Origin of the sequence: Actinobacillus porcitonsillarum (assembly GCF_003101015.1) — a bacterium.
GTDB classification, from domain to species: Bacteria; Pseudomonadota; Gammaproteobacteria; order Enterobacterales; family Pasteurellaceae; genus Haemophilus_A; species Haemophilus_A porcitonsillarum.
On record NZ_CP029206.1, the window covers coordinates 1,152,455 to 1,174,937 of the forward strand.

Consider the following 22,483-nt stretch of genomic DNA (forward strand, 5'->3'; position numbering starts at 1 on the left):
GAGAAAAATATGCCAAACAAAATACGCCTACACATTTGGGGCGATTACGCCTGTTTTACCCGTCCGGAAATGAAGGTGGAGCGGGTGTCTTACGATGTCATCACGCCGTCGGCGGCGCGCGGGGTGTTGGCGGCGGTGCATTGGAAGCCGGCGATCCGCTGGGTGATTGACCGCATTTATGTATTGAAGCCGATCCGTTTTGAATCGGTGCGGCGCAATGAGTTGGGCGGCAAGATTTCGGAGAGCAAGGTCAGCGGGGCGATGCGGCGCAAGAGCGTGGAGGATTTATATACGCTGATTGATGACGACCGCCAGCAACGCGCGGCGACGGTGCTGAAAGATGTGGGCTATGTGATTGAAGCCCATGCAGTGCTGACGGCAAAAGCGGGCGAGGGCGATACGATTACCAAGCATATCGAGATGTTTAAGCGGCGGGCGTCGAAGGGGCAATGTTTCCAGCAGCCGTGCATGGGCGTGCGCGAGTTTCCGGCGCATTTTGCTTGGGTGGATGATGACGGCGATTTTCCCGCATCATGCCTGTCTGAAAACGAAGCCAACCGCGATTTGGGCTGGATGCTGCACGATATTGATTTCGATCACGGCAATCTGCCGAAATTTTTCCGCGCGGAAATGAAAAACGGGGTAATCGAAGTGCCGCCGTTTTACGCCGAGGAGGTGAAAGCATGATTTTGGCTTCACTGGCGCGTTATTACCGCCGCTTGGCAACGCAAAACGATGATTTCGGCAACCCGAAAGTGCCGCCTTACGGCTTTAGCGAGGAAAAAATCGGCTGGATTTTGGTGTTGGATAAAGAAGGCCGTCTGCAAGACGCGGTGCCGAATTTAACGGCGGATAAAAAGCCGCAGCCGAAATTGATGAGTGTGCCGCGCCCTGAAAAGCGCACGTCGGGCGTCAAGCCGAATTTTCTATGGGACAAAACCGCTTATGCCTTGGGTGTGGAAGCCAATAAAGATAAGGCGCAGGCGAAAACAGAACCTGTGGTGCCGTCTGAAAAAACCTTCGAGGCGTTCCGGCAATATCATTTGGATTTGCTGCAACACGAACAAGACGAAGGTTTGCAGGCGCTCTACCGCTTTTTGCAACACTGGCAGCCTGCGCAGTTTGCCGATTATCCGTGCCTGTCTGAAACGCCGGACGCCAATGTGGTGTTCGCTTTGGATAAGCCTTCTGCCTTGATTCACAAGCGCGAAGCGGCGCAAACGCTGTGGGCAGGCCGTCTGAAAAGCGACGAGGCCGAGCAGGGCTTGTGTCTGGTCAGCGGCGAAGAAGCGCCGATTGCGCGGCTGCATCCGGCGATTAAGGGCGTGTTCGGCGGACAGAGTTCGGGCGGCTCGATTATTTCGTTCAATAAAGAATCCTTTGCTTCGTTCGGTAAAGAGCAAGGGGCGAATGCACCGGTGTCGGAAGTGTCGGCCTTTGCCTATACCACCGCGTTGAACTATCTGCTGCGCCGCGAAAACGGCCATTGCCTCACCATCGGCGATGCCAGCACGGTGTTTTGGGCGGAAGCTGCCGACAGCGAAACCGCCGCCGCGGCCGAAGATTTCTTTGCCGACATCATGACCCCGCCCGATGACGAGCAGCAAAGCCAAAAAGTATTCGATATTTTGGAGCAAATCGCCAAAGGCCGCCCTTTGCAGGAAATCGCGCCCGATCTGTCTCCCGATACCCGCTTTTATATCTTGGGCTTGGCGCCGAATGCGGCGCGGATTTCCATCCGCTTTTGGCTGGATACCACGTTCGGGCAGTTGGCGGCGAATCTGGCGCAGCATTGGCAGGATTTGTCTCTGGAGCCGCGGCCGTGGAAAACCGCACCGTCGGTATGGCGTTTGTTGCTTCAGACGGCCGTATTGGGCAAAAGCGAAAACATTTCCCCCGTTTTGGCAGGCGAGATGATGCGCGCCGTAATCGGCGGCACGTTGTATCCCATGAGCCTGCTGGCGCAGCTGATCGCCCGCATCCGTGCCGACGGCGATGCCAACGGCTTGCGCGTTGCCATGATTAAAGCCGTGTTACAGCGGCGTTTCAGAAAAGGTCTTATTCACGAGGAGGTTTCCATGAGTTTGAACACCGAAAGCCGAAATACGGCTTATCTGCTCGGGCGGCTGTTTGCTGTGCTCGAGCGTATCCAGTATCAGGCGCTGGGCGAATTGAATGCGGGCATTGCCGACCGCTATTACGGCTCCGCATCCGCCGTGCCGTTTTCCGTTTTTCCGCGTCTGTTGTCGGGCGCCAAGCACCATTTGTCGCGCCTGCGTAAAGACAAAGCTGGCATGGCGGTTAATCTCGACAAAGATTTGGGCGAGATTATCGCCATGCTGCCTGAAACTTTCCCGCGCCATTTGAGCATCGACGAACAAGGCCGCTTTGCCATCGGCTATTACCAACAAAAGCAAAGCTACTTCGCCAAAAAAGATCCCGCAGTTACCCAACCACATGAAGGAGAATGAAAATGTCCATCCAAAACCGCTATGAGTTCGTTTACTTTTTCGACGTAACCAACGGCAATCCCAACGGCGACCCCGACGCCGGCAATATGCCGCGCCTTGATCCCGAATCCAGCAAAGGCTTGGTTACCGACGTGTGCCTGAAGCGCAAAATCCGCAATTTTGTCGAACTCGCCAACGAAAACCAGCCGGGCTACGAAATCTACGTGAAAGACAAAGGCGTGCTGAACCTGCAAAACAAACGCGCCTATGAAGCCTTGGGCATCGAATCCGAAGCCAAAAAGCTGCCCAAAGACGAAGCTAAAGCCCGCGACATCACCGCTTGGATGTGCAAAAACTTCTTCGATATCCGCACTTTCGGCGCCGTGATGACTACCGAAGTCAACAGCGGCCAAGTGCGCGGCCCCGTGCAACTGGCGTTCGCCCAATCCATCGATCCTATCGTGCCGCTGGAAATCTCCATCACCCGCATGGCCGTAACCAACGAAAAAGACCTCGAAAAAGAGCGCACCATGGGGCGCAAATACATCGTCCCCTACGCCCTTTACCGCGTACACGGCTTTATCTCCGCCAACCTTGCCGCCAAAACCGGCTTTTCTGACGACGATTTGGCGAAATTATGGGAGGCATTGAAACTGATGTTCGAGCACGACCGCTCCGCCGCCCGCGGCGAAATGGCGGCACGCAAACTCATCGTGTTCAAACATGACAGCGCCCTCGGCAGCCTGCCCGCGCACAAACTGTTCGACGCCGTTAAAGTCGAGCGCGTGGGCGGCGAAAGCGGCACGCCGGCATCGGGTTTTGCCGATTATCAAATCCGTGTCGATTCAGACGGCCTCAACGGTGTGAGCGTGGAAGAATTGCTGTAATGCCCGATGTGCAAAATTTTGCAGCAAACCCACCGCTTGCAGGCACGGAGGAACGGGGTTTGCCCACCGTTTCCCTCTCTGCCCTGCAACACTACGCCTTCTGCCCGCGCCAATGCGCGTTGATTCACAACGAGCAGGCGTGGGCGGAGAACTATCTGACCGCGCAGGGGCGTTCGCTGCACGAGCGGGTGGATTCGGGCGAGCCGGAAACACGCAAAGGTGTGCGCTTCGAGCGCAGCGTGCATGTGTCGGCGCAGCAGCTGGGTATCAGCGGAATTGTCGATATGGTGGAACATGATTTGGTTTCAGGCAGCCTGAAGCCCGTTGAATACAAACGCGGCAAGCCCAAGCCCGAACCGTTCGACGAAATCCAGCTTTGCGCGCAGGCGCTGTGTTTGGAAGAGATGACCGGACAAACCATCGCCGAGGGCGCGCTGTGGTATATGCAAACCCGCCACCGCGTGCCGGTGGTGTTTTCAGACGGCCTTAGGGCGCAAACGCTGGCCGTTATCGCCCAAGTGCGCGACCTCTTGGCAAGCGGGCAAACCCCGCCGCCGGTGTACGGCAAACGCTGCAAAGCCTGTTCGCTGGTGGAGGTTTGCCAGCCGAAGTTGTTGGAGAAGGATAGGTCGGTGGGGTATGTGGAAGGGTTGTTCGAAGGGTAAGTTAATATTAATTGGTAGGAATAAAAATATGAAATGCTTTTTATGTGAACAGGATAACGTTGAAATGTCATTGGAGCATTCTATTCCACAGTTTCTTGGTGGAAAGAAAAGCGATGATAAATTTAAAAGATTAAATTTGTGTAAGTTGTGTAATAGTAAATTGGGTACTCATGTTGATGCGAGGTTTGCTCGTTCTTTCATAAATGCAATGGAGCTAAATGAATTTAATAATGATATATTTGGGGGGAGATTGACATCTCTAAAATTTGATGCTGGTGATGAGATTCATGATTTGATTCCTGAAAATAACTATGTGGAAATGATGAGTAATGAGAAATCTGTTGCATTCTGGATTAAAGAAAATACTCCAGATTTTCTTGGTTTGGTAGGAGGACATGCACCACTGAGTAAAAGCAAAATCTCTCAGTTATTTTTATTTATAACCAAAGAAGATTTAAGCGAAGCAGAATTAAAGCAATTATTAAATGATATTATATTGAAATTTAAAGATTATAAGAAATTAGAGATTTTACTTTGCATGAATTTTTCTTGTGGCTCAGTTGCAACTGAAAAGGACTTGGCTGCATATCGCAAACAAATAAAATCTATGTTTGATATTAGGGGGTTAAAATTTATTTGGGAGTTTAGTGATAAAGAATTAAATATTGCAAATAGACTAAGACCTGATGGTAAGGACTTTAAAGCAAATGTTTTATTTGATTTAAATGATTGGGTTAGATTCTTATCTAAATTATTTTTAGGTATATTGTGTGGATATTTGGGTAATCAATTTACAAAAAATCCAGTTGGGTTAAAATTAATTGATATATTAAGGACATATTCATCTAGAGTCGTGTTGTCAGAAAGTGATATAAATAGATTAAAACACCCTCTTAAGATGAGCCAAGTTAACCTTTTCTTGTTAGAAAGAGGTTCTATTACTGTTTCTATTTTTCAAATAGGAGATGATATTGTTGGTTTGCTGGGAATAGGAGATAATATATATGCTTTAAGAATATGCAAACAACAAGATTTATCTAAAATTGAAAAAGATAAATTAAATATTAGCTCGGATTTCTGTAGAATTCCAGAAGGAATAACCCTTGTATTAAATAAAAATAGTGATAAATATCTGGAATATAATACCAAGGATTTCTTTTTGGAAAAGTTTTTTGATGAAAAATTTCCAGGGATTTTGGAAAGGCAAAAATTAGAAATAATTAGTTTGTTAAAATAAGCGATGGTGTTTGCCCTTTGGCTCACACGAGTTGGTAGATTATCTGTTTTTCGTTTTACGCCGTCTGAAAACAATACGTTATTTTTCAGACAGCCTAAACAACAAGCCGTTTCAAAACAAAAGTTTGGTCAAAATCAAGGGAGTTTTTTAACCATGCGCAAGCTGCAAAATACGCTGTATATCACCACGCAGGGCAGTTATCTGCATAAGGAGCGTGAAACGTTGGTGGTGGAGCAGGAGCGCAAAAAGGTGGCGCAATTGCCGGTGCATTCCATCGGGCATATTTTCTGTTTCGGTAATGTACTGGTGTCGCCGTTTTTGATGGGGTTTTGCGGCGAAAACAATGTCAATCTGGCGTTTTTTACCGAAAACGGGCGTTTTTTGGGGCGCTTGCAGGGGCGGCAGAGCGGCAATGTGTTGCTTCGACGGGCGCAATACCGGTTGTCGGAACACAATCCGGTGCCGATTGCGCGGCATATTATTGCGGCGAAGATTCAGTCGGGCAAGCGGGTGTTGCAGCGGCGGCTGCGCAATCACGGCGAGCAGCAGGAGGTGCAGGCGGCGGTATCGGCGCTAAATTTTAGTTTGCAGCAGTTGAAGCGGGCGGAAAGTTTGGAATTAATCCGCGGGATTGAGGGCGATGCGGCGGCGCGTTATTTCGGCGTGTTCCGCCAGTTGCTGCGCGAAAACAGCGGTTTTGCCTTCGATGGCCGCAACCGCCGCCCGCCGCGCGACGGGGTGAATGCGTTGCTGTCGTTTGTGTACAGTATTTTGGGCAAGGACATCAGCGGCGCGCTGCAAGGCGTGGGTTTGGATCCGCAGGTGGGTTTTCTGCACGCCGACCGCCCGGGGCGCGACAGTTTGGCGCAGGATATTCTGGAGGAGTTCCGCGCGTGGTGGGCGGACAGGCTGGTGCTGTCGCTGATTAACCGCGGGCAGATTAAGCCGCAGGATTTTGTAACCGAGGCGGGTGGGGCGGTGAATATCAAGCCGGAGGCGCGCAAGCTGCTGTTTCAAACCTTGCAGGCGAAAAAGCAGGAAAAGATTGTGCATCCGTTTTTGCAGGAGGAAGTGGAAATCGGATTATTGCCTTACATTCAAGCGATGTTGCTGGCTCGCCATTTACGTGGCGATTTGGCGGAATATCCGCCGTTTTTGATGAGATAGTACAAGCGGTCATATTTTTATGAAAATTTGCAATTTCGTCGAAAAAGTTACCCAGCTGTAAAGTCTTTAAGGAGAGAATATGCTAATGCTGATTACCTACGATATTTCGTTCGACGATCCTGCCGGGCAAGCAAGGTTGCGCCGTATTGCAAAGCATTGCCTTGATTATGGTGTCCGTGCGCAATATTCAGTATTTGAGTGTGATGTGACACCAGATCAATGGGTAAAGCTGAAACAAAAATTATTGGAGACCTATAATCCCGAGTGCGACAGTTTACGTTTTTATCACTTAGGCAGTAAGTGGCGTAATAAAGTCGAGCATCACGGCGCAAAACCTGCTGTTGATGTGTTCAAGGATGTGCTGATTATCTAGCGCTAACCCATGGTTCTCATCAAAATGCCGGCAGATTAGCGAATGGCTAATCTATTGCGTTCTTTAACAATTGAAATAATTGATTAAACTTCTTAAAATAAATGCGTTTTTAAAGTGGTAGGTTAGCGATTTAGCTTATGTACCGCCTTGAAAATACTGCTGTTTTTATAACGGCAGTCGCTCCCTTCGCGGGAGCGCGAGTTGAAACTCTAATATGAGAAAATCAAGTTTTTTTTTTTAAAGTCGCTCCCTTCGCGGGAGCGCGAGTTGAAACGATTTTTTGGATTTGTCAATTAAGGTATGACTGGTCGCTCCCTTCGCGGGAGCGCGAGTTGAAACAGCGTTATAAAGTAACCGTCAATCAAAAAATTTTAAGTCGCTCCCTTCGCGGGAGCGCGAGTTGAAACAGTGGTTGGTAGTTTAGCTGTTAAACCAAAAACGTCGCTCCCTTCGCGGGAGCGCGAGTTGAAACATAAAAAGTATTTAAATTTATGATTGCCAATCCTTGTCGCTCCCTTCGCGGGAGCGCGAGTTGAAACAAATTTTTTTATCGCAATGCCACTATATATAAAGCGGTCGCTCCCTTCGCGGGAGCGCGAGTTGAAACCCATATGTGGGGAAATCGGGAAAAAAAAATTTATGTCGCTCCCTTCGCGGGAGCGCGAGTTGAAACATTATTTGATGGCTAGAAATTGTAAAATATAACTTGTCGCTCCCTTCGCGGGAGCGCGAGTTGAAACATGTTCTTTGAAAAATTTTTTTTATCGGCAATGCCAGTCGCTCCCTTCGCGGGAGCGCGAGTTGAAACTGTCAATCCAGATCTTACAAATTCCACATAATCAAGTCGCTCCCTTCGCGGGAGCGCGAGTTGAAACAAACCAAAAAAGATCAAGGCTTTTGTAACAAATAAGTCGCTCCCTTCGCGGGAGCGCGAGTTGAAACGAAATTGTAAAATATAACTTGATTTGGTATATGTAGTCGCTCCCTTCGCGGGAGCGCGAGTTGAAACCCATATATGGAAAAATCAAGTTTTATTTTATAAAAGTCGCTCCCTTCGCGGGAGCGCGAGTTGAAACCCTCTTGTTTTACGATTGCTTACGCCTTGCCTATGTCGCTCCCTTCGCGGGAGCGCGAGTTGAAACTATATATAGTAAGCATTGCCAATAAAAAATTTTTGTCGCTCCCTTCGCGGGAGCGCGAGTTGAAACGATTGACAAAATAATGCTAGAATTTATCGTTTGAGTCGCTCCCTTCGCGGGAGCGCGAGTTGAAACATTCTAAAAGCCTTGATCTTTTTTGGTTTAAAAGGTCGCTCCCTTCGCGGGAGCGCGAGTTGAAACATCAGATCCCGTTTATCGCTGTTTAGCCTTTCAGGTCGCTCCCTTCGCGGGAGCGCGAGTTGAAACTCAAATATGGCCTTAGGTATTATTTTTTATTAGTGTCGCTCCCTTCGCGGGAGCGCGAGTTGAAACATTACAAATGTCTTGATCGTTTTTGGTTTAAAAGGTCGCTCCCTTCGCGGGAGCGCGAGTTGAAACAAACCAAATTTTGCAATTTTTAGACCGCTGAAAATTGTCGCTCCCTTCGCGGGAGCGCGAGTTGAAACGAAGAATTGGCAAATGATAAATTAAATAAAAGTTGTCGCTCCCTTCGCGGGAGCGCGAGTTGAAACGATTGACAAAATAGGGTTAGAATTTATTACTTGAGTCGCTCCCTTCGCGGGAGCGCGAGTTGAAACGTATTATAAAGTAGTTATTTTGTTTTGTCAATCGTCGCTCCCTTCGCGGGAGCGCGAGTTGAAACGGATTTTGTCAATTAAGAATTTACAGCTTTTGACGGTCGCTCCCTTCGCGGGAGCGCGAGTTGAAACAGGTATTATTTTTTATTAGTATAATAAATAAACAAGTCGCTCCCTTCGCGGGAGCGCGAGTTGAAACAGATTTTATCAAGTGATATTTTCTAGTTTTTGGGTCGCTCCCTTCGCGGGAGCGCGAGTTGAAACATATATGGGAAAATCGGGAAAAAAAAATTTATCGAGTCGCTCCCTTCGCGGGAGCGCGAGTTGAAACAGATTTTATCAAGTGATATTTTATAGTTTTTGGTAGTCGCTCCCTTCGCGGGAGCGCGAGTTGAAACGGCTTGGTAATGCCGCCTCATACGCATTCAGCACATGTCGCTCCCTTCGCGGGAGCGCGAGTTGAAACGTGGAATTGGCAAATGATAAATTAAATACTTTTTAGTCGCTCCCTTCGCGGGAGCGCGAGTTGAAACAAGGTGGCGATGCCGATGATATGCGTAAATATGCGGTCGCTCCCTTCGCGGGAGCGCGAGTTGAAACTTATCTTCTAGGTAGCCTAATGCCGTAGTTGTTGTCGCTCCCTTCACGGGAGCGCGAGTTGAAACATTGAGATATCATAAACATCTGCCATTGCTCTAGCGTCGCTCCCTTCGCGGGAGCGTGAGTTGAAACCCAAGTAAAAGTATTATGGACTGAAGCCAATGGGGGGCGCTCCCTTCGCGGGAGTGCGAGTTGAAACATATCCAGCTTGCGCGCCATATCTAGCCCTAAAAGTCGCTCCCTTCGCGGGAGCGTGAGTTGAAACGCCCTAGCCTGTCAAGTTTTGTTACGACAACATTTCTCGAGAGCATTAGTTTAAGCTTAAAAGCCAGTCTAATTATTTAAGAGAAGAATGAATGAGATATTAACTACTCCATTTATGTTAATATGTGTAATCTGTTGTAAACCTTAGATTTTTACAGGCTCAATAATTTCACTCGGATAGCAGCCTAAAACTTTTAAGAAACTGGTTACCTCTTTAAGTTCCGCTAATGCTTTTTGAGTGTTCTCGTTGTGCATATTGGCTTCGAGTTCCACGTAGAACATCTCTTCCCAAGGTTTGCCGTAAATTGGGCGAGATTCTAATTTTATCATACGAATATCGTGATTTTTAAAGACAACTAAAGCATCAACCAGCGCACCGGCTTGTTGAGTGGTGGTCATTAAAAGAAGTGTTTTCGTTTGTACTTGCGGAGAAACGTTGATCGCTTGTTTAGCAACAACAATAAAGCGCGTGATATTGTTGGTTTGGTTTGCAATGTCGGTTTTGATATTGGTTAAACCGTATAATTTTCCGCCATCTTCATTGCCTAAAGCGACAATATTCGGTTTATTTAAACGTGCCACCATTTGCATTGCGTGCGAGCTGCTCTCACAATATTTAATATGAACACGATCAAGGCTTTGGATAAATTCACTGCATTGCTGTGCCGGTTGTGGGTGGGTATAAATGGTATCAATATCGCTCACATCAATGTTGCCATTGGCAAGAATGCAATGTTTGATCGGATAGGCAAGCTCTCCCACAAGCGCTAAATCGGTGTGTTGAAGTAAATCATACACCTCATTGATCGAACCTGAAGTTGTATTTTCAAGCGGTAATACGCCAAAATCGGCTTCTCCATTGCTAACTTTATCAAATACCTCTTTAAACGAAGCGCAGCTTAATTCAACTAATGCCCCTTGATATTTTTTCGCAAATTGACGAGAAGCCATATTAGAATATGAGCCTCGCATACCAAGAAATGCAATCGAAACACGATCTTCTTTTTGCTCGTTTAACTTATTTTGCAAATAATGCTGTTGAGTTAAAACGGAGTCTTCAATAATACGCTGGAAAATTTGTGTTACATATTGTGGGTCAAGTTGATAATTTTCCGCTTCGGCAAAATTAACTAACTCTTGCAGTAATGCTTTTTCACGCACGACATCTCTTAACGGTTTTTGAGTAATTTCTTTGCTACGCACCACATCAAATGCAAGGCGGTGGCGTTCAGAAAGCAATTTCAAAATATGGCGATCAAGGTTGGTAATTTGGGTTCGAATATCAGATAAATCTAAAGACATTGTGCGATTCTCATTAAAATAGGGTAATGGCAAGATTATAGCGATTTCAGCTATAAAAAAAAGATAAGCGGTCGGTTTCTGATCCTTTTTTGCAAAAAATCAATGGAAACAGACCGCTTGATCAACGTTACGCAATACCTTTATGGCGTAATAACGCATCTAAGGTTGGTTTACGCCCACGGAAGCGTTCAAATAACACCATCGGTTCTTCTGACCCGCCTCGGGTTAGAATGTTATCGAGGAAGGATTGTCCGGTTTGACGATTGAAGATCCCTTCTTCCTCAAATTTTGAGAATGCATCTGCAGAGAGAACTTCAGCCCATAAATAGCTGTAATAACCAGCAGCATAGCCACCCGCAAAAATATGGCTAAAGCTATGCGGTGTGCGTACCCAATCCGGTGTTTTAACAACGGCAACATCAGCTTTAACGGCTTTTAGCGTATCTAAGACTAACCCTTCTCGTGGTTGGGCTAAATGTAAACGGAAATCGAACAAGCCGAACTCTAATTGACGAAGCACAAACATTGCTGCTTGGAAGTTTTTCGCTTTGAGTAATTGTGTCAATTTTTCTTTTGGTAATGGTTCGCCCGTTTCGTAATGCCCAGAAATAAATTGTAACGCCTCTTCTTCCCAGCACCAGTTTTCAAGGAATTGGCTTGGTAGCTCTACGGCATCCCAAGGCACACCGTTGATCCCGGCGACATCGCCGACATCAATTTGGGTAAGCATATGATGAATGCCGTGTCCAAATTCGTGGAATAAGGTTGTTACTTCATCGTGAGTAAATAACGCAGGTTTATCGCCAATCGGTTTATTAAAGTTACAGGTTAAATAGGCTACCGGTTTTTGCAATGAACCATCGGCAAGACGTTTTTGGTTAATGCAATCATCCATCCAAGCACCGCCACGTTTATTTTCTCGTGCGTATAAATCTAAATAGAATGAGCCTCGTTCTTCGTTATTTTCATCGTAAATTTGGAAGAAACGGACATCTTCATGCCAAGTATCAATGCCAAATTTTTCTTCGATACGTAAGCCGAAAATACGTTTCATCAATTCAAATAAGCCAGAAAGAACACGATCTTCAGGGAAATACGGGCGAAGTTCCTCATCGTTAATAGAATAAAGCGCTTGTTTTTGTTTTTCGCTGTAAAAAGCAATATCCCAAGGCTCTAGTGTTTCTACACCATAATTTTCCTTCACGAATTGTTTTAGCTCGCAAATTTCTTTTTTGCCTTGCTCTTTCGAACGGTTTGCAAGATTTTCTAAAAATTCGACCACTTGTTGTGGGTTTTCCGCCATTTTGGTTGCGAGCGATAAATCCGCATAAGTGGCAAAACCGAGCAGTTGTGCCATTTCTAAGCGTAATTTCAGTTTTTCGTCAATATTAGCGGAGTTATCCCATTTGCCGGCATTTGAACCTTGATCGGAAGCGCGGGTTGCATATTCTTTATAGACCATTGCGCGTAATTCACGGTTTTCGCAATAGGTTAAGACCGGAAAATAGCTTGGGAATTCAAGGGTAAAACGGTATCCCTCTTTTCCTTTGCTTTGAGCAGACAATTTCGCCGCTTCTAAGGCAGATTCCGGCAAGCCTTTTAATTGCGTTTCATCGGTAATGATGATGTCCCAACCCATTGTTGCATCTAACACGTTATTGCTAAATTCTGCGCCTAATTCAGATAAGCGAGCAGACACTTCGCCATAGCGTTTTTGTTTATCGGCTGGGAGAGAAATCCCAGATAACTCAAAATCACGTAAGCTATTTTCAATGGTTTTTTGTTGTGCTTTAGAATAAGTCGCAAATTCAGTCGAATTTTTGAGCTTTAAATAGCCTTGATATAAACCTTGATGTTGCCCAGCCCAAGTGCTGTATTCAGAAAGAAGAGGTAAACAAGCTTGATAAGCTTCACGCAATTCAGGCGAATTTTTTACACCATTTAAATGGCTTACCGGTGACCATGCTCGAGAAAATTTATCGCCGGCAATAGCTTGTGGTAAATAGAAATTATCCCAAGTCGGATTTTCGATTTGAGCCACTTTTTCGATGGTTTCACGACACTCTTTGATCACTGCTTCTACGGCAGGTTGAATATGTTCCGCCTTAATTTGGGAAAAGGCAGGTAATCCTGTGTAATTTAGAAGTGGATTTGACATATATATTCCTTCTTATTAAATGATAGGGATGCTGAAACAGCATCCCTCGTAAGTAAAAGTTTCTGAAAATTTGACCGCTTGCAAAAAATTAGAATTTAACGGTATGCCCGTAGCTTTCAATAATGTCTTTTAAATGTTCTAATTTTTCTTTTGGTGGTGGTAATACGCCTTCGAGTTCATATTTATAGCCCAAGGTTTCCCATTTATGCGCACCTAAACGATGGTATGGGAGTAATTCTACTTTTTCAATATTTTCCATACCTTGAATGAATTGACCTAAGCGGTGTGCTGAATCGTCATCATCGGTATAACCCGGCACAACCACATAGCGAATCCACGTGCGTTTATTGAGCTTTTGTAAATAACGGGCAAAATCCAGCGTACGTTTGTTAGAAACACCGATTAAATCTTGATGAATTTCATCATTTAACTGTTTGAGATCAAGTAAAACTAAATCTGTAACCTCTAACATTTCATCAACTAATGGGCTGTAATGGCGCACAAAGCCGTTAGTGTCTAAGCAGGTATCAATGCCTTCTGCTTTACAAGCACGGAACCAATCACGGACAAATTCCATTTGTAGTACCGCTTCGCCACCAGAAGCCGTTACACCGCCCCCTGTTGCTTTCATAAAATGTTTATAGGTTACAACTTCTTTCATGAGATCTTCGACACTGATCTCTTTCCCACCGTCTAAATCCCACGTATCTCTGTTATGACAGTATTTACAACGCATTAAACAGCCTTGCAAAAAGAGAATAAAACGAATACCGGGACCATCTACGGTTCCACAAGATTCATAAGAGTGATAACGGGCTAAAACTGACATGGTACTTTCCTATTAAAATAGATAATGAAGCTCTAATTGTTTTATATATAAATTGCCCCTACAACGAAGAATAGGGGCATTGTTATTATATAATAAATTTTGGAGGGAAACTGTTTATTTTCCATCCCACGCTTTGACTGCGTCATGACGAATTTTTACACGGCTTTGTGCATCGCCTTTATAGTAATCTTTGGCTAAACCGCCTTCCCAATCACCATAATTTGGGTTTGGTAACACAATGAATTTTTTACCGAATTCTTGGCTATTTTGATCAACAAAGGCACGGCGTTCTGCATTAGATTTTTTATAGGTTGCATCACCAAAGTCATTTAAGTTATCGCCAATGTATAATACTATTTCATAGCCTTGTTTTTCGATTTCTGCAAAACGAATGGATTTGTTTGATTTATCTTTTTTCAAATAAAGCGTTTCTTCACTCACACCGGTAAAGCCAAGTTCTTTCATATCATCTAAAGTACCAGCTTTTTCTGTACTATCTTTACGGTTAGATACATAGAACATTTTGCCACCATGGCTATTGACGTAGTTGTTAAATTCAACTGCACCAGCAATGGCTGTGGTTTGACGAGCATCTACCCAACGAGTCCAATCTTTTCCGTCAAAGGCTTTGCCGTTACGTACTTGCCAGCCTGCATAGGCACTGTTATCTAACATTGTTTCATCTAAATCAACAACAACGGCTTTTTTCTTACCTTTTGGTGCTTTTGCCTGATCAAACATCAATTTCGCTGTATTAAAAGCTTGGTAAGCCAAAGCTTGATATTCGCCAGATTGTTGAACCCAGTTTAACCCTAATACGGCTTGCTCTTGTAATTGGACATCACCCTCAATTTTATTGCTGCAAGCGCTTAAAACAATTGAAGAACTTATTAATAGTGCTGTTAACGTCATTTTTATATTTTTCATACTGTTTTCCTTTAGTAGTTTTTAATAAATGATAGGTAAAGCAAAGGGAACAATCATTGCTCCCTTTGAATATATTATATCATATTGTATTGTAAGTAGATATTTTATTCGAATATTGACTTACTGCACTTAATTTTCCTACATACATTCAGTAAATGTACGAGTAATAACGTCTTGTTGTTGCTCTTTCGTTAAAGAGTTGAAACGTACCGCATAACCTGAAACACGAATGGTTAATTGTGGATATTTTTCAGGATGCTCAACCGCGTCTAATAACGTTTCACGGTTCAATACGTTTACATTTAAGTGCTGACCACCTTCAACCGTTGCTTCGTGGTGGAAGTAACCGTCCATTAAGCCCGCAAGGTTACGTTTTTGAGCTTCGTAATCTTTACCTAATGCATTTGGTACGATAGAGAAGGTATAAGAAATACCGTCTTTCGCATATGCAAATGGAAGTTTAGCCACAGATGTTAATGAAGCTACCGCACCTTTTTGGTCACGACCGTGCATTGGGTTAGCACCTGGTCCAAATGGCGCACCAGCACGACGACCGTCTGGGGTGTTACCTGTTTTCTTACCATAAACCACGTTAGAAGTAATAGTAAGTACAGATTGTGTTGGTGTTGCGTTGCGGTATGTTTTGAGTTTCTGAATTTTCTTCATGAAACGTTCAACTAAATCAACAGCGATATCATCTACACGGTTGTCATTGTTACCGAATTGTGGATATTCGCCTTCGATTTCGAAGTCTGTTGCGACATTTTTCGCTACGCCAACCACTTCGCCTGCTTTGTTTTTGATTTCAATATCAGTACGAATTGGTTTAACTTTTGCATATTTAATAGCAGATAATGAGTCCGCTGCCACAGAAAGACCAGCAATACCACATGCCATTGTACGGAATACATCACGGTCGTGGAATGCCATTAACGCTGCTTCATATGCATATTTATCGTGCATAAAGTGGATGATATTTAATGCGGTTACATATTGTGTTGCCAACCAATCCATGAAGCTGTCTAAGCGAGTCATTACATCGTCATAATCTAAGTATTCGCTTGTGATTGCATCAGTCTTAGGACCTACTTGGTCACCTGATTTCTCATCCACACCACCATTGATTGCGTATAATAATGTTTTCGCTAAGTTCGCACGTGCACCAAAGAACTGCATTTGTTTACCTACCACCATTGGCGATACACAACATGCAATTGCGTAGTCATCGTTTTCGAAGTCTGGGCGCATTAAGTCATCGTTTTCATATTGAACTGATGATGTATCGATAGATACTTTAGCCGCATAATGTTTGAAGCCTTCCGGTAAGCTCTCTGACCAAAGAATTGTTAAGTTTGGTTCTGGAGATGGACCCATTGTGTAAAGGGTATTTAAGATACGGAAGCTGGTTTTCGTTACTAATGTACGACCGTCTAAGCCCATACCTGCTAAAGTTTCAGTTGCCCACATTGGGTCGCCAGAGAATAATTGATCGTATTCAGGTGTACGTAAGAAACGAACCATACGTAATTTCATTACTAAGTGGTCAATTAATTCTTGTGCTTCTTCTTCAGTAATTTTGCCCGCTTTTAAATCACGCTCGATATAAATATCTAAGAATGAAGATACGCGACCGAATGACATTGCCGCACCGTTTTGTGATTTAACCGCTGCAAGATATGCGAAGTAAACCCATTGAACCGCTTCTTGTGCATTTGTTGCTGGGTTTGAAATGTCGAAGCCGTAAGAAGCTGCCATTTCTTTCATTTTGCCTAAAGCACGGTGTTGCTCCGCAATTTCTTCACGTAATTGAATGGTTGCTTGGATATCTTCGCCTGATTCTAATTTCGCTTGTAATGATGCAAATTGACGTTGTTTATCTTTCATTAAGAAATCTGCACCATAAACCGCTAAACGGCGATAGTCACCAATGATACGACCACGACCGTAAGCATCAGGAAGACCTGTAATTACGCCCGATTTACGGCAACGTAAAATGTCCGGCGTATAAACATCGAATACACCTTGGTTGTGAGTTTTACGGTATTCTGTAAAGATTTTCTCTACTTCTGGATTTAATTCGCGGCGGTAAACTTTGCACGAACCTTTAACCATATTGATACCACCAAACGGCATAATGGCACGTTTTAAAGGTGCATCCGTTTGAAGACCAACGATTTTTTCTAATGCTTGATCAATATAACCCGGTTTATGAGAAGTAATGGTTGATGGAGTTTCACAATCAATGTCATAAGGTTCGTGAGTTTTGTTCTCAACCTTAATTTTTTCCATTACTTCATTCCATAACTTAGTTGTCGCTTCTGTTGCGCCCGCTAAGAATGATTCGTCACCTTCATACGGTGTATAGTTTTTTTGGATAAAATCACGTACGTTTACTTCAGTTTGCCAGTCGCCACCGGTAAACCCTGCCCACGCTTTTTGTTGAGCTTCAGTTAGTTGAGTCATTTTAAGTCCTCTATTTGTTAGTAAATTAAGTTGATAAGCGGTGTGTTTTTAGCAAAATTTTACAAAAAAATGACCGCTTGAATTTGAAATCAGAATTAGTGCTTACGGATATGTAAGAACCATTGCACCATACCGATACAGAAGGCACCACCAACAATGTTACCTAGTGTGACCGGAATTAAATTTTTCACGACAAAATGATAAGTATCTAAATCTGCATATTGTGCAGCATCTACCCCAATGGCTTGCCAGAATTCAGGAGAAGCCGATTGGGCAATAAGAATCCCCATTGGAATCATAAACATATTGGCTACACAGTGTTCAAAGCCTGAAGCAACAAATAAACCAATTGGAAGAATCATAATAAAAGCTTTATCGGTTAAGCTTTTACCTGCATATGCCATCCAAACTGCAATACACACCATGATGTTACATAGAATACCTAATGTAAATGCTTCTCCCCAAGTGTGGTGAATTTTATGTTGTGCCGTTTTTAGAATCGTTAAGCCCCATTGTCCGTTTGCAGCCATGGTTTGTCCTGCAAACCAAATTAGTGCAACAATGAGAAGACCACCGATGAAGTTACCAAGATAAACAACAACCCAGTTTTTAAACATTTGAGCCCACGTGATTCTGTGGCTGGCTTTAGCAACAAGTGTCAGTGTTGAAGAGGTAAAAAGCTCTGCCCCAAACACAACACACATAATAACCCCCACAGAGAATACTGTGCCACCAAGGAATTTAGACACACCCCATGCAACATCGGACGCCCCTGTTTGGGTAGTTGTGTAATAAACGAAAGCGAGTGCAATAAATGCACCTGCTGTGATTGCGGAGATGAAAGAGTAAAATTGATTTTTGGTTGCTTTGTAAACCGCGCCATCTTCTGCGATTTTTGCCATTTCAGCAGGAGAAAACATTTGCTATCCTTGAAATAAAAAAATTTGAAAAATGATAAGATTTGTTGAGAATTATAGACCTGTTAGGCTCATCTTCAAAATAAAAAGTGATCAAATTAGTGGGGTTCAAGCACCTTTTTTTGATGTACCTCAAACTCAATGTAAAATGAAACATAATTTAAATTTTTTATTAACTATTTTTTAACAAAATAACGCATATATGATTACAGACTATCTCTTATCTTTTTTTAGTTTGTTTTTTTCAGCAGAAAATCAATTAGTCACGATGTTTGTGAGTGGCTTCTTAAGTTCGACTTTATTACCTGGTAATTCAGAAGTGATCTTTAGTACCCTAGCTGGACAGCAAATCCTCCTTGATAAAGCGTTATGGTCTCCGTCTCTCGTTATGCTCATCTTAGTGGCAACATTCAGTAATGCATTAGGGAGTTTTGTGACATATCTCATGGGAAAGCTCGTTCCTAAACCGATTGATCCTAAAAATCGTTATGCAAAGTGGGCTTTAGCAAAGAGTGAAAAATATGGGGCGGTAATACTGCTATTGAGTTGGTTACCACTTGTTGGCGACTTATTATGCGGTATAGCAGGTTGGCTTAAATTTCCTGTAAAACAAACCCTGTTTTATCTGATAGTAGGTAAGTTTTTACGTTATCTTTTACTGCTTTTTTCGGTGTATCCTTTTGTAAAATATGTTGTAGAATAAAATAAGCGGTCATATTTTGTAGTGCATTTACAAAACAAGACCGCTTGTCATTTTAGTGATTATTTTTTAATAATTTGTTTTACATCAATTTCAGTTTTATTCCACTCAGTATCGACTTTGCCTCGAATTTGGATGGTATCTGCCGGGCTGATGGTTTGACCATTCCAAGCACGTTTGCTGACATCAATTTGGATTTCGCCTGTGCTGTCTTTAAAAATAAACTCATCTTTATCAATTTGCTTAATGATATTACCTTCAATAATTGCAGGAGTATCATCGCTTGCTTTTAGTGCATCTGCAACGGTTTTTACTGCGGCACTTTCATCAAAGAAGCCTTGGGTTTGAGAACGTTGCGTACCGTCATTAAATCCACCGTGATGACGTTCGCCATCTTTTGCCACTGTTACCGTTGATACAGCAAGTAAGGTTGTTAAGATAAGTGCTTTTTTCATAAATAAATTCTCCGAATTAAAATTAAAGTTTATGTATTCCAAAGGTCTCCCTTTGTTGAGAGGTATTAAACCAAACAAATCTTAAAAAAAACTTAAGAAATAAAAATTTTTTGATTTTTTTGAAAAAAGTAAGCGGTCAAAAAAATTTGACCGCTTGTTATCATTTAAGCATTTTATAAATTACGTAATGCTTCAATACGTTTTTCGAGTGGCGGGTGGCTCATGAAGAGTTCTTTTGCCGGTGCATTAATCATAAATGCAGCAAGTGAACCCTCCATTGCTTGTGGCTCATGTACGCTTTGTAAACGCTGTAATGCCGCAATCATTTTTTCTTTTCCGACTAACTGTGCAGAACCTGCATCAGCACGGAATTCACGATAGCGTGAGAACCACATCGCAATCATCGTTGCAAGCACACCAAAGACCATTTGTAATAGAAGATCCACAACCCAGAACACAAGAGTATTTGTGCTGCTGTTACCATTTTCATCTTTTGTGCTGGCAACTGCCGTTGAAATCATACGTGATAGGAAGATCACGAAAGTATTTAGAACTCCTTGAAGTAATGTCATTGTCACCATATCGCCATTTGCAATGTGGGCAATTTCGTGAGCAACAACGGCTTCAGCTTCATCGTGCGTCATGTTATCTAATAAACCGGTACTCACGGCAACAAGTGAGTTGCTTTTGGTTGCGCCTGTTGCGAAGGCATTAACATCCGCGGAGTGATAAATGGCAATATCCGGCATAGGAATATTGGCTTGCTGTGATTGGCGTTTTACGGTGTCAAATAACCATTGTTCTGCACCAGAACGAGGCTGAGTAATGACTTCAGCCCCCACAGAGCGTAATGCCATTGACTTTGACATAAAAAGTGAAATTAAAGAACCCGCAAAACCAAATAGCATTGACATCACTAAAATGCCAGCGGTGCTACCGCCTTGGATGCCGGTTACTTTAAAAATAATGTTTAATACAATACCCAGAACAAAGGTAATTGCAAGGTTAGTTAATAAAAAGAGAATGACACGTTTTGCCATTAGTTTTAATCTCCAATAAAAAGGTAATGAACTTCATAATAAATGGGGAATATAACCCTACATTCAAGGGATTAGACCATAATTATTCCCATAAATTTAACTGATTTGCAACTTTTTTGTCTGGAAAATGAACACTTAAACCAATAAGCCGAATTTTTCGTCCTTCACGGCGTTTCCAAACCTGATGGAGTAGAAGAAGAAAGTTCTGCAATGTTAATCCTTCAGTCGTTCTTTCTATGGTGGTTTGGGTAAAGTCATCAAATTTAAGTTTAATCGCAAGTTTTTTAAAATCGTGTAATGGCGTATCGCCCCAGTTGCGTTGAATACGAAAAACCAATTTATGAAAAAGATCATCAAGGAAATGTTCAGCCACTTCAAGTTGGTCAATATCTTCTAATAATGTATTTTCGACTGCAAGTGATTTGCGGGGACGATTTACCTCAACTTCTCTCGGATCGATACCATGGCAGAAATCCCATAATCGTTGCCCAAATTTGCCAAACTCTTGATAAATCAATGCCTTATTCGCTTTTTGAACATCTTGGCATTGATGGAAGCCCATCTGTATTAACTTCTCATGTGTAACTTTTCCAACCCCGGGGATCTTTTTTAACGGTAACGTTTGAATAAAACCATTGACTTCCTCGGGTGTGATCACAAATTGCCCATTTGGTTTATTTTGATCAGAGGCTATTTTCGCTAAAAATTTGAGTGGTGCTATGCCAGCAGAAGCGGTGAGTTTTAACTCTTGCCAAATGTCTTGGCGAATGGCTTGTGCAATCCAAGTGGCAGAACCAGCATATTTCTCGCAATCCGTCACATCTAAATAGGCTTCATCTAGGGAAAGCGGTTCAATTAAATGGGTGTAGCGTTGAAAAATTTGATGGATTTGTTCTGAAACCGATTTATAAAGTGGCATATTTACCGGCAATAAAATCAAATTCGGGCAACGTTTAAACGCTTGAGCAGTCGCCATTGCACTATGTAAACCAAATTTTCGAGCTTCGTAGTTGCAAGTCGTTAATACGCCTCGCTTATCTGCACTCCCGCCAACAGCAATCGGCTTGCCTTGGAGAGTGGGATTTTCGCGCATTTCTACGGCAGCATAGAAACAATCCATGTCAATATGGATAATTTTTCGTGTCTTTGTTTGCAAAATGTTACCTTATTTCGACCGCTTGTTGTATGGATATAAAAACAGTTTTATTTTACCTTGATACTGTTAAAATTTCCAATTAAATGCATTTCTTTTTATGGTATTTATTTTCATGTTATACGGTCTTGCTATTGTTTTAATTCCACTTTTTATTGGATACCTTTTTAAAGTGACCCATCACGGGATATTATCCATCGTAAATAAAGTGGTTAGTATTTGCCTTTACTTGATTTTATTAGTTATCGGGATTTCACTCGGGCAACTTGATGATATTGTGACAAAACTACCACAAATTGGTACAACGGCACTCACATTAAGCCTGATAATTCACAGTTGTAATATTTTGGCTTTGGTTGTCTATGATAAATGGCAACCCATGAAACGAGACGTTGTGGCTCAAGATGAGCTTCCTTCACGTTTCTCACAGCTATTAGATTCACTAAAATTGGTTGGTACAACGATGGCAGGCGGAATTTTGGGCTTTTTAACAAAAGGCATTGTCGAATTTCCTTTGCATGCCAGTACCTATGTTTTGGTAATTATGATTTTCGGGGTGGGTATTCAGCTTCGTAATAGTGGTATTCCTTTAAGAGAAGTTTTTTTAAATAAAAGAGGGATTTATACCTCGATAATTTTTATTATCAGTAGCCTAATTGGGGGGGCGATTGCGGCTTGGGTATTGGCTCTTCCTTTAGCAAAAGGACTTACTTTTGCCTCTGCGTTTGGGTGGTATTCGCTTTCGAGCGTTTTAGTCAATGATGCTTGGGGAGCGATTTATGGCAGTATTGCATTTTTCAACGATCTTTCTCGCGAGATTTTATGCTTATTCATGATCCCATTTTTTATGCGTTTATTCCCCTCGACCGCAGTGGGATTAGGCGGTGCAACCTCGCTAGATTGTACATTGCCGATTATTCAAAAATCAGGTGGTATTCAAGTTGTGCCGTTAGCCATTAGCTTTGGCTTTATTGTGAATTTAGTTGCGCCACTATTGCTTGCCATCTTTATAGGATTGGGTTCTGTTTAAAATCCATTCCGTTTAAAAAATGATAAATAAAAAAATCTCATCCATCTATCTTCGCAATTTTTGAACTAGATCGCATTTTTTCGTGTGAAGCTTTGCTAAACTTTCAGCAGTTTTATTTTTTAGAGAGG

18 protein-coding genes and 1 CRISPR repeat array are annotated in these 22,483 nt (G+C 43.0%); of the genes, 9 read left to right on the forward strand and 9 right to left on the reverse strand.

Annotation, left to right across the window (positions count from 1 at the left end; all coding sequences use genetic code 11):
* Positions 1–9: 9 nt before the first annotated feature.
* From cas5c to cas2, 7 genes are all read left to right on the forward strand, one after another.
* Positions 10–687 carry a type I-C CRISPR-associated protein Cas5c gene (cas5c, locus tag DDU33_RS05735; protein ID WP_108925258.1) on the forward strand — a complete coding sequence of 226 codons (678 nt, stop codon included), beginning with the start codon at positions 10–12 and terminating at the stop codon, positions 685–687.
* Complete coding sequence (gene cas8c, locus DDU33_RS05740) at positions 684–2,471, forward strand: type I-C CRISPR-associated protein Cas8c/Csd1 (RefSeq protein WP_108923676.1); 1,788 nt, start codon at positions 684–686, stop codon at positions 2,469–2,471. Before cas5c ends, cas8c begins: the two co-directional genes overlap by 4 nt.
* Before the next feature lie 2 nt (positions 2,472–2,473).
* Complete coding sequence (gene cas7c / locus DDU33_RS05745; RefSeq protein WP_108923678.1) at positions 2,474–3,337, forward strand: type I-C CRISPR-associated protein Cas7/Csd2; 864 nt, start codon at positions 2,474–2,476, stop codon at positions 3,335–3,337.
* Positions 3,337–4,002 carry a CRISPR-associated protein Cas4 gene (gene cas4 / locus DDU33_RS05750; protein ID WP_108923680.1) on the forward strand — a complete coding sequence of 222 codons (666 nt, stop codon included), beginning with the start codon at positions 3,337–3,339 and terminating at the stop codon, positions 4,000–4,002. The genes cas7c and cas4 overlap by 1 nt, the downstream gene beginning before the upstream one ends.
* A gap of 28 nt (positions 4,003–4,030) precedes the next feature.
* Positions 4,031–5,239 carry an HNH endonuclease gene (locus DDU33_RS05755; protein WP_157951829.1) on the forward strand — a complete coding sequence of 403 codons (1,209 nt, stop codon included), beginning with the start codon at positions 4,031–4,033 and terminating at the stop codon, positions 5,237–5,239.
* 153 nt (positions 5,240–5,392) lie between these two features.
* A complete protein-coding gene (cas1c, locus tag DDU33_RS05760; RefSeq protein ID WP_108925261.1) occupies positions 5,393–6,406 on the forward strand; it encodes a type I-C CRISPR-associated endonuclease Cas1c in 1,014 nt (337 codons plus the stop codon).
* A gap of 79 nt (positions 6,407–6,485) precedes the next feature.
* Complete coding sequence (gene cas2, locus DDU33_RS05765; RefSeq protein ID WP_005821472.1) at positions 6,486–6,779, forward strand: CRISPR-associated endonuclease Cas2; 294 nt, start codon at positions 6,486–6,488, stop codon at positions 6,777–6,779.
* Positions 6,780–6,955: 176 nt separating this feature from the next.
* Positions 6,956–9,382: direct repeats of the CRISPR family, unit length 32 nt; unit sequence GTCGCTCCCTTCGCGGGAGCGCGAGTTGAAAC.
* Between the two features lie 143 nt (positions 9,383–9,525).
* Here the strand turns inward: cas2 and DDU33_RS05770 are convergent.
* The 6 genes from DDU33_RS05770 to focA form a co-directional block, all read right to left on the reverse strand.
* Positions 9,526–10,683, reverse strand: a complete 1,158-nt coding sequence (locus DDU33_RS05770) for a chorismate mutase (RefSeq protein ID WP_108923685.1) — start codon at positions 10,681–10,683, stop codon at positions 9,526–9,528.
* A gap of 127 nt (positions 10,684–10,810) precedes the next feature.
* A complete protein-coding gene (gene prlC, locus DDU33_RS05775; RefSeq protein WP_108923687.1) occupies positions 10,811–12,841 on the reverse strand; it encodes an oligopeptidase A in 2,031 nt (676 codons plus the stop codon).
* Positions 12,842–12,929: 88 nt separating this feature from the next.
* The gene (gene pflA, locus DDU33_RS05780; RefSeq protein ID WP_005821478.1) at positions 12,930–13,670 is read right to left on the reverse strand and encodes a pyruvate formate lyase 1-activating protein; all 741 of its coding nucleotides are present in this window, start codon (positions 13,668–13,670) and stop codon (positions 12,930–12,932) included.
* Between the two features lie 114 nt (positions 13,671–13,784).
* Positions 13,785–14,597 carry a 5'-nucleotidase, lipoprotein e(P4) family gene (locus DDU33_RS05785; RefSeq protein ID WP_108923689.1) on the reverse strand — a complete coding sequence of 271 codons (813 nt, stop codon included), beginning with the start codon at positions 14,595–14,597 and terminating at the stop codon, positions 13,785–13,787.
* 138 nt (positions 14,598–14,735) lie between these two features.
* Positions 14,736–17,060 carry a formate C-acetyltransferase gene (pflB, locus tag DDU33_RS05790; RefSeq protein ID WP_108923691.1) on the reverse strand — a complete coding sequence of 775 codons (2,325 nt, stop codon included), beginning with the start codon at positions 17,058–17,060 and terminating at the stop codon, positions 14,736–14,738.
* 95 nt (positions 17,061–17,155) lie between these two features.
* Positions 17,156–17,980 carry a formate transporter FocA gene (focA, locus tag DDU33_RS05795; protein WP_108923693.1) on the reverse strand — a complete coding sequence of 275 codons (825 nt, stop codon included), beginning with the start codon at positions 17,978–17,980 and terminating at the stop codon, positions 17,156–17,158.
* Positions 17,981–18,182: 202 nt separating this feature from the next.
* Here focA and DDU33_RS05800 point away from each other — a divergent pair, with 202 nt between their 5' ends.
* Entirely contained in the window at positions 18,183–18,680 is a 498-nt protein-coding gene (locus DDU33_RS05800; RefSeq protein ID WP_039896265.1) for a YqaA family protein, read from the forward strand.
* Between the two features lie 59 nt (positions 18,681–18,739).
* Here the strand turns inward: DDU33_RS05800 and DDU33_RS05805 are convergent, their stop codons facing one another.
* The 3 genes from DDU33_RS05805 to dinB form a co-directional block, all read right to left on the reverse strand.
* Positions 18,740–19,132 (reverse strand): YgiW/YdeI family stress tolerance OB fold protein, encoded by a 393-nt coding sequence (locus DDU33_RS05805; RefSeq protein ID WP_005818871.1) that lies wholly within the window; start codon positions 19,130–19,132, stop codon positions 18,740–18,742.
* Between the two features lie 173 nt (positions 19,133–19,305).
* The gene (gene htpX / locus DDU33_RS05810) at positions 19,306–20,172 is read right to left on the reverse strand and encodes a protease HtpX (protein WP_005818870.1); all 867 of its coding nucleotides are present in this window, start codon (positions 20,170–20,172) and stop codon (positions 19,306–19,308) included.
* 82 nt (positions 20,173–20,254) lie between these two features.
* On the reverse strand, positions 20,255–21,328 hold the full coding sequence (dinB, locus tag DDU33_RS05815) for a DNA polymerase IV (RefSeq protein WP_005818869.1): 1,074 nt from the start codon (positions 21,326–21,328) through the stop codon (positions 20,255–20,257).
* 112 nt (positions 21,329–21,440) lie between these two features.
* Between dinB and DDU33_RS05820 the strand changes: the two genes are divergently transcribed.
* Positions 21,441–22,355, forward strand: a complete 915-nt coding sequence (locus DDU33_RS05820; protein ID WP_005818868.1) for a LysO family transporter — start codon at positions 21,441–21,443, stop codon at positions 22,353–22,355.
* The last annotated feature ends 128 nt before the right edge of the window (positions 22,356–22,483 follow it).

Coding starts and splice junctions, on each gene's coding strand:
- cas5c (WP_108925258.1), top strand. CDS start 10: ATGCCAAACAAAATACGCCTACACATTTGGGGCGATTACGCCTGTTTT.
- cas8c (WP_108923676.1), top strand. CDS start 684: ATGATTTTGGCTTCACTGGCGCGTTATTACCGCCGCTTGGCAACGCAA.
- cas7c (WP_108923678.1), top strand. CDS start 2,474: ATGTCCATCCAAAACCGCTATGAGTTCGTTTACTTTTTCGACGTAACC.
- cas4 (WP_108923680.1), top strand. CDS start 3,337: ATGCCCGATGTGCAAAATTTTGCAGCAAACCCACCGCTTGCAGGCACG.
- DDU33_RS05755 (WP_157951829.1), top strand. CDS start 4,031: ATGAAATGCTTTTTATGTGAACAGGATAACGTTGAAATGTCATTGGAG.
- cas1c (WP_108925261.1), top strand. CDS start 5,393: ATGCGCAAGCTGCAAAATACGCTGTATATCACCACGCAGGGCAGTTAT.
- cas2 (WP_005821472.1), top strand. CDS start 6,486: ATGCTAATGCTGATTACCTACGATATTTCGTTCGACGATCCTGCCGGG.
- DDU33_RS05770 (WP_108923685.1), bottom strand. CDS start 10,683: ATGTCTTTAGATTTATCTGATATTCGAACCCAAATTACCAACCTTGAT.
- prlC (WP_108923687.1), bottom strand. CDS start 12,841: ATGTCAAATCCACTTCTAAATTACACAGGATTACCTGCCTTTTCCCAA.
- pflA (WP_005821478.1), bottom strand. CDS start 13,670: ATGTCAGTTTTAGCCCGTTATCACTCTTATGAATCTTGTGGAACCGTA.
- DDU33_RS05785 (WP_108923689.1), bottom strand. CDS start 14,597: ATGAAAAATATAAAAATGACGTTAACAGCACTATTAATAAGTTCTTCA.
- pflB (WP_108923691.1), bottom strand. CDS start 17,060: ATGACTCAACTAACTGAAGCTCAACAAAAAGCGTGGGCAGGGTTTACC.
- focA (WP_108923693.1), bottom strand. CDS start 17,980: ATGTTTTCTCCTGCTGAAATGGCAAAAATCGCAGAAGATGGCGCGGTT.
- DDU33_RS05805 (WP_005818871.1), bottom strand. CDS start 19,132: ATGAAAAAAGCACTTATCTTAACAACCTTACTTGCTGTATCAACGGTA.
- htpX (WP_005818870.1), bottom strand. CDS start 20,172: ATGGCAAAACGTGTCATTCTCTTTTTATTAACTAACCTTGCAATTACC.
- DDU33_RS05820 (WP_005818868.1), top strand. CDS start 21,441: ATGTTATACGGTCTTGCTATTGTTTTAATTCCACTTTTTATTGGATAC.